Source organism: Pseudomonas sp. RL_105y_Pfl2_101 (assembly GCF_963970585.1).
GTDB lineage: Bacteria > Pseudomonadota > Gammaproteobacteria > Pseudomonadales > Pseudomonadaceae > Aquipseudomonas.
In genome coordinates, this window is sequence record NZ_CAXAPG010000020.1 from 89,587 (window position 1) to 96,708 (window position 7,122).

The 7,122-nt window shown below is 60.9% G+C and carries 7 protein-coding genes; 3 read left to right on the plus strand and 4 right to left on the minus strand.

Features of this window, described 5'->3' with window-relative positions; translation table 11 throughout:
- Nucleotides 1–2: 2 nt before the first annotated feature.
- Nucleotides 3–2,069, minus strand: a complete 2,067-nt coding sequence (locus tag AACY31_RS19765) for a putative bifunctional diguanylate cyclase/phosphodiesterase (protein ID WP_339478703.1) — start codon at nucleotides 2,067–2,069, stop codon at nucleotides 3–5.
- A 322-nt stretch (nucleotides 2,070–2,391) separates the two neighbouring features.
- On the opposite strand from AACY31_RS19765, the gene pncA reads away from it, so the two are divergent.
- On the plus strand, nucleotides 2,392–3,045 hold the full coding sequence (pncA, locus tag AACY31_RS19770; protein ID WP_339478702.1) for a bifunctional nicotinamidase/pyrazinamidase: 654 nt from the start codon (nucleotides 2,392–2,394) through the stop codon (nucleotides 3,043–3,045).
- Between the two features lie 41 nt (nucleotides 3,046–3,086).
- Nucleotides 3,087–3,728 (plus strand): DUF1345 domain-containing protein, encoded by a 642-nt coding sequence (locus tag AACY31_RS19775; protein WP_339478701.1) that lies wholly within the window; start codon nucleotides 3,087–3,089, stop codon nucleotides 3,726–3,728.
- A gap of 140 nt (nucleotides 3,729–3,868) precedes the next feature.
- Here the strand turns inward: AACY31_RS19775 and AACY31_RS19780 are convergent, their stop codons facing one another.
- The 3 genes from AACY31_RS19780 to AACY31_RS19790 all read right to left on the minus strand — a co-directional run bounded on the left by AACY31_RS19780 (nucleotide 3,869) and on the right by AACY31_RS19790 (nucleotide 6,802).
- Nucleotides 3,869–5,170, minus strand: a complete 1,302-nt coding sequence (locus AACY31_RS19780; RefSeq protein ID WP_339478699.1) for an ATP-binding protein — start codon at nucleotides 5,168–5,170, stop codon at nucleotides 3,869–3,871.
- Nucleotides 5,171–5,174: 4 nt separating this feature from the next.
- On the minus strand, nucleotides 5,175–5,876 hold the full coding sequence (locus tag AACY31_RS19785; RefSeq protein ID WP_339505002.1) for a response regulator transcription factor: 702 nt from the start codon (nucleotides 5,874–5,876) through the stop codon (nucleotides 5,175–5,177).
- 188 nt (nucleotides 5,877–6,064) lie between these two features.
- Nucleotides 6,065–6,802 carry a hypothetical protein gene (locus AACY31_RS19790; protein WP_339505004.1) on the minus strand — a complete coding sequence of 246 codons (738 nt, stop codon included), beginning with the start codon at nucleotides 6,800–6,802 and terminating at the stop codon, nucleotides 6,065–6,067.
- Between the two features lie 103 nt (nucleotides 6,803–6,905).
- Here AACY31_RS19790 and tnpB point away from each other — a divergent pair.
- The coding region (tnpB, locus tag AACY31_RS19795) for an IS66 family insertion sequence element accessory protein TnpB (RefSeq protein WP_339505005.1) at nucleotides 6,906–7,122 on the plus strand (217 nt) is incomplete at its 3' end.

The window sequence follows — 7,122 nt, forward strand, 5'->3', positions numbered from 1 at the left end:
GCTCAGCCCGCCGCCAGCCGTTGTGCCTGGCGAATGTCGTGGATGAAGCGCTCAGCCGGCAGTGGATGCCCCAGCAGATAGCCCTGCAGCGAATCACAGCCCAACTGGGTCAGGAAGTCTTGTTGCACATCGGTCTCCACGCCCTCGGCGACGATCCGCAGGCCCAAGGCCTGGCCGAGGGCGACGATGGCCGAGACAATCGCCGCGTCATCGCTGTCGTGTTCCAGGTCACGCACGAAGCCGCGATCGATCTTCAACTCGTTGGCCGGTAGGCGCTTGAGGTACATCAGGCTCGAATAGCCGGTGCCGAAGTCGTCGATGGACAGGTCCACGCCCATGTCCGAGAGCTGTTGCAGCACCGTCATGCTCGCGTCGGCATCGCTCATGGCGGTGGTTTCGGTGATTTCCAGGGTCAGGCTGTTGGCCGGCAACTGATGCGTCTCCAGCGCCTTGGCCACACTCTGCACCAACCCTGCATGACAGAACTGCAAGGCCGAGAGGTTCACTGCGATGCGCCAATCGGTGTACCCGAGCATGTACCATTCGCGCATCTGCCGACAGGCTTCGTTCAACACCCATTCACCGATGGGGATGATCAACCCGGTCTTTTCCGCCAGGTCGATGAAGGTGTCGGGCATCAACAGACCCTGGGTCGGATGGGTCCAGCGCAACAAGGCCTCGGCGCCGACCGGCCGGCCGTTGGCGGCATCGAACTTGGGCTGGTAGTACAGGCTGAATTGTTGCTGTTCGACGGCGACGCGCAGGTCTTGCAGCAACTGCAACTGCTTGCGGGCGTTGCTGTTCATCGACGCATCGAAAAAACTGTAGCCGTTCTTGCCGGCGCCTTTGGCATGGTACATCGCCGCATCGGCGTTCATCAGCAATTCGTCGGCACTTTGGCCGTTGCCTGGATACAGCGCAATGCCGACGCTGGCGGATATCTGCAAGTCATGGTCGGCAACCCGGAAGGTATGGCCGATCAACCCGACCTGGCGCGCCGCCAGTCGCAAGGCATCGTCGGGCTCGGTCAGTTGCACCAGCAGCACGAACTCGTCACCGCCGATCCGCGCCAGGGTGTCCCGGCTGCGCAGGTCTTCGCGCAGGCGCAGGGCCACGTCCCGCAGCAACAAATCGCCCATGTGGTGGCCAAAGGCGTCGTTGACCGGTTTGAAGCCATCGAGGTCGATGAACATCAAGGCGAAGCAACCGCCCCGCTGCATGGCCTGGTCGATACGATCAGCCAGCAATACGCGGTTGGGCAGTCCGGTGAGGGGGTCATGCAGGGCCAACTGGGTCAGTTCCCGGTTGGCCAAGGTCAGGGACTGGGCCAACTCGGCGGTCCGGGCTTCCAGGCGCGCGTCGAGAATCGACGTCAGCAAGGCAATGGCCAGCACCGCCAAGGTGGTGATCAGCACCAGATTGTCCAGGCCCTTGCTGCTCAAGCCGTCCAGGGAGCCACAAAAGCTGCCCTCGCTGAATCGCGCCCCGGCCATGCCGGTGTAGTGCATGCCGACAATGGCGATGCCCATGACCACCGCGGCGCCCGCACGAGCCAGGCGCACGTGGGGGGTATTCTGGCGCAAGCGAAAGGCAATCCACAGCGCCGCCGCCGAAGCGCCGACGGCGATCACCAGCGAAGCCCCGAACAGCGTCGGGTCATAGTCGATGCCCGGCTGCATCCGCAGCGCGGCCATGCCGGTGTAGTGCATGCTGCTGATCCCGGCGCCCATGATCAGCGCGCCGAACGCCAGTTGCCACGCCGGCAATCGTGGCTGGCTGACCAGCCATAGGGCAAAGCCGCAGGAAAGAATGGCGATCAACAGCGACAGCGCGGTGATCGATACATCGTAGCCAAGCTGGATCGGCAAGGTGAACGCCAGCATGCCAATGAAATGCATGGACCAGACGCCCACCCCCATCGCCAATGCACCCCCGGCCATCCACAGGTGTGCGGCGCGTCCCCGGGTGGTCGCAATGCGCCCGGCCATGTCCAGTGCGGTGTAGGACGCCAGAACGGCAACAAACAAGGAAATAAAGACTAAGGCGGGGGAGTAACTGCCGATAAGCATGGTTTTTTTCTCGTGACTGCAAGGCCGAACTGCTTCCATGCCCGGTGGAAAGCCGGCGATTGTACGCAATCATATCGCCGATGCACGGGCAAAATATCAAAAGGCCATCAACGCTGGAATGTTTTCGACGAAAGACATCTCCCCAGACTTTTCAGGACTCACACCTAGTTTAAGGCCGTACAGAGCACCTCGTGGGAGCGGGTTCGCGAAAGCGGACGACCAGCTTACATTAATGTTGCATGTCACGGCGCTTTCGCGGACAAACACCTGGCCCAGAGCCGTTCGGCTACTCTCGAAGAACCACTTCCAGGAGGATCCATTCATGAGCGTTCCCGCCAACCGGGCTTTGACCACCGCACTCGTAGTGATTGATGTACAGAACGATTTCATCCCCGGCGGCCAACTGGCGGTGCCGGGGGGTGATGAGATCGTACCGCTGATCAACCAGCTCGGACAATCATTCAGGCACGTCGTCCTCGCGCAGGACTGGCACCCGGCCGGGCACGCCTCGTTTGCGTCCAGCCATCCGGGCAAGCAACCGTTCGACATCGTCCAATTGCCCTACGGCGAACAGAAACTCTGGCCCGACCACTGCCTACAGGGCAGCAACGGTGCCGCGCTGCACCCGGCACTCGACCTCGCCCATGCCAAGCTGATCATTCGTAAGGGCTGCAACCCGGACATCGACAGTTACTCCGCCTTCATGGAAGCGGACCACCAGACCCCCACCGGTTTGACCGGCTACCTCAAGGAACGCGGCATCGACACGGTGTACCTGGTGGGGCTGGCCCTGGATTTCTGCGTGATGTTTTCGGCACTGGATGCCCGGTTGGCGGGGTTCAACGCGTTTGTGGTGCTGGATGCCTGTCGGGGCATTGATAGGGACGGCTCGATGGAAGCCGCGATCCGGCGGATGCAGGAAGCGGGCGTGCAATTGATCGAGTCCAGCGCGATAGAGGGCCGCCCCTTCGCTTGATGGCTCATACTAAGCGTCTCCTCTGCGCACAGTGAGTCTCCATGCCCTTTCTCGCCCGTACCCACCCGCGTCTTTCCAGCGCCACGGTCCTTGGCCTGGCGGTGGGTATCCTGGTTCCCGTGGACTCGATCATCAGCAAAATCCTGATCGGCTGGAATGTCGGCGTCTGGACCTACCTGGCGCTGATGTCCTGGCTGACCGTGCGGGCCAAAGCGCCCGACGTCCGGCGCATCGCCGAAATCGAAGATGAAAATGCCGGGCTGGTCCTGCTGGTGGTCTGCATCGCGGCATTGGCCAGCCTGGCGACCATCACCCTCGAACTGGCCGGCAGCCGCGACCTGAATGCCGCCGGCAAGGCGTTGCATTACGGTTTCACGGCAATGACCGTGATCGGATCGTGGTTGCTGATCGGGGTGATCTTCAGCGTGCACTACGCGCGCTTGTATTACACCTGGGAGGGCAAGGGGCCGGCGCTACGGTTTGCCGAAGGGCTGACCACGCCCAACTACTGGGATTTCCTGTATTTCTCTTTCACCATCGGCGTGGCGGTGCAGACGGCGGACGTGGGCGTCGCCACGCGGCAACTGCGTAAGATCGTCCTGGCGCAATCGTTGATCGGGTTTGTGTTCAACACGGCGATCCTGGGGTTTTCGATCAATATTGCGGCGGGGTTGTTTGGGTAGGAGCTGCCGAAGGCTGCGATCTTTTGATCTTGATCTTGATCTTGATCGTTCGCTTGCGACTCAATTGTCCGGGACAAGATCGCAGCCTCGTTGCACTCGTCAGCGCCTACAGACGGGTTGGGCGATATACCGAGCCGGCATCAGGACGCAGTTGGCAGCCACAGCCTGAAGCGCGCCCCACCCAGCGGCGAAGCCTCGACCGACAGCGTGCCGGCCTGGGCTTCCAGGGCGCGACGACTGATGGCAAGGCCGAGGCCGAAGCCGCCGGTGGCGCGGTCGCGGCTGCGGTCCAGGCGATAAAACGGCTCGAACACCCGCTCGCGTTCGCTGTCAGGAATACCGATGCCATCGTCGTCGACCCAGATCTCACAGCCTTGATCACTGACCAGCACGCCGACCTGGATGCGCTTTTCGCAATAACGCATGGCATTGCGTAGCAGGTTCTGCAAGGCCCGTGCGGTCAAGCGTGGGTCCAGTACGAAACGCTCCAGCGCCCCGTGCAGCAGCACGTCGATCACCACGTCCGGCGCTGCCAAGTCCTCGTCGACACTGCCCAGGATGCTGTCGATGAACTCGTCCAACGCCACTTCGACCCGTTCGGGCAGGCGTTGCGGGTTCTGCAGGCGACTGTAGGACAGCAGCTCCAGCACCAACTCATCCAGTTCGCGAATGTGCGCCACCAGCCCTTGCAGACGTTCGCGACTGGGCGCCGGCAGCTCATCGGACAATGCCAGGGCCAGGCCGAAGTCGAGCCGCGTCAGCGGCGTGCGCAGTTCGTGGGACACGGCGTTGAGCAGGTCCCGTTGTTGGTTGAGCAGGTTCTCGATGTCTCCTGCCATCGTGTCGAATACGTGGGCCAGGCTGCCGATGTTCGAACTGGAGGCGATGTGCGTACGCTCGCCCAGATGACCTTTGCCGAAGCGCTCGGCGGTGCGCCTGAGACGCTCCAGGTCGCGCCAGTGAGGCCGCAACCAGAGCAACAGACAGGCCAGCATCGTCGCGCCAATCAACACGTTGATGCTCCAGTACAACCAACTGACGTCGGACGGGTCCGGCGGCACGACCAGCTTCACCGCCGTGTGCTCATCCAGTGGCGCCGCCGCTAAGGTGCGCCAGGCCCAGTCGCCAATACGCACCACGTTCTCGCCGCGCTTGAGGCGCGCCTGTTCATCGACACTGAAGCCGCCGTCATCGACAGCGGCCAGCTCGATGCGCAGCGGCTCGAACTCCTTGTCCATCTGCGCCGCCAGCGCCGGCCACTGCTCGCTGGGCACGGCGCGGAACTGCTTGACTATCAAGGTTTGCAGGCCACGGGAATAATCAAGGTTGTAGGTCAGGAAACGCTCATGGAACAGGCGGATCACCAGTTCCGGCATCAGGTAGATCGCCGCGCTGTAGGACACGATGGTGACCAGGTAAAGGCGAATCAGCAGCTTCCACATCGGCTCAGCATTCCCACTCGGAACGACTGAACAGATAGCCCTTGCCCCACACGGTTTTGATCTTGCGGGCTTCGTCGGCATTGTCGTCGAACTTGCGCCGCAGCTTGGAAATGGCCACGTCCACCGAACGGTCGGTGCCATTGAACTCGATGCCGCGCAGGCGCTGCAGGATCTGGTCGCGGCTCAGCACTTCGCCGGAGTGCCGGGCCAACACCACCAGCAGGTTGTATTCGCCGCTGGACAGCTCCACCGCTTGTCCGCGCCAGGTTACGGTGCGCTCGGACAGGTCGATGCAGAGGTTGCCCATGAGGATGCGGTCGTTGACCGTCTGCGGCTCGGTCAGGCTGCTGCGCCGCAACAACGTGCGCACCCGCGCCAACAGCACCCGTGGCTCGCAGGGTTTGGTGACGTAATCATCAGCGCCCATTTCCAGCCCCAGCACCTGATCGTGGCTATCGTCCCGCGCGGTGAGCATCAGGATTGGCAAGGTCGCCGAATCGGCTCGCAGCAAGCGGCAGACCTGCAAGCCGTCCAGCCCCGGCAGCATCAGGTCGAGGATAACCAGGTCCGGCGGGTTGGCCCGCGCCCGCTCGCGGACGTGATCGCCACGGTTGAGCACGCTGACGTGATAGCCGTTGCGCTCCAAGTAGCTGGCGATGAGTTCGCAGAGGGCGGCGTCGTCTTCGACGAGGAGGATGTTGGGCATGGGTGGGTCCGAAAGGTGCAGGCATGAAACCAAACGCCAAGGATATACGTCCTCACCCTTTCAGAAACAAAACCCTTACACAATTTCACACACCGCCCGCGAAGCACAACCGGCTTGCACGCCGGGATGCTTATCCGAATCGTCCGTGATGATCCGCTGCCCGCCCATGGCGTATGCCCGTCGTCATTTCACTCCTTGGGCAAGATGAAGACATCTTTCAGGATTATTTGCCCGCTGCTCGTCTCATCAGGGCACGCCCAAAGTTCAATGTTATCGAGATCGAATGATGATACGTCCGAGTCGAAGCGCAGCGTGACAGTAGTAACCGCAGATCCCTCCGGCGGTACGAACGCTACCTCGAAGCGCCCCTGTCTATCAAAATTAAACACTCTACCGTACTCAGGAATGCTGACTTTCCCTGGACCGTAAAAGTTCGCCACCTCAAAGCTGACGTTTATCAGCGCGCCGGCCCTCACCGCGACTGCTTGGGACAACCAGGCATAAGAATCAAATTGTGCTCGACCTTCCACGCCCTTGACTTTGCCATTTTGTTCCCAGCCAATAATGGACGAATCATCAAACCCACCACTTTCAATCAATTGAACCGGCGTGCATTCGGAATCCTCTTCAAAGTACAGTTCAACGTTATCGATATCGAATGAACTTTGAGAGGTGAAGATCAGCTCCACGGTGCCACCGGTTTGCGCCATAAAATCCAGATCATAAGGACCTGCGCGACTAATCGCATACCTGCCCGTTGCTCCCTGCACAGAAACTGAACCCACACCGAAATAATCGGATACGTCGAAGGTGACCTTGACGAACCCGGCGCCTCGCAAGATAACCGCTTGCGAGAGACTGCCGGCACTATCGAAGCGGGCACGTGAACCTGCAGGACTGACTCGGTAAGCGGTCCATCCTTCCAAAGTCGTGTCGAATGTACCGTAAACGATCCATCACCCACACATTCAAAGCCGCCCATTGAAGCCCGATGCTGCGCTCCCGATCTCTTTCCGGAGCCAGCACCTCATGATGCGTCCCGACGCCAAAGTCGAAAAAGTTTACCTTTACCCCAAGCCCGTGGACTTCCGAAAATCCATCGACGGCCTGGCCGCCCTGGTCGAGCTGGATATCAAGGTGGCGGTCTTCGACCCGGTACTTTTCGTTTTTCTGAATCGCTCCCGTAACCGAGTGAAAATCCTCTATTGGGAACGCAACGGCTTCTGTCTTTGGCTCAAGCGCCTGG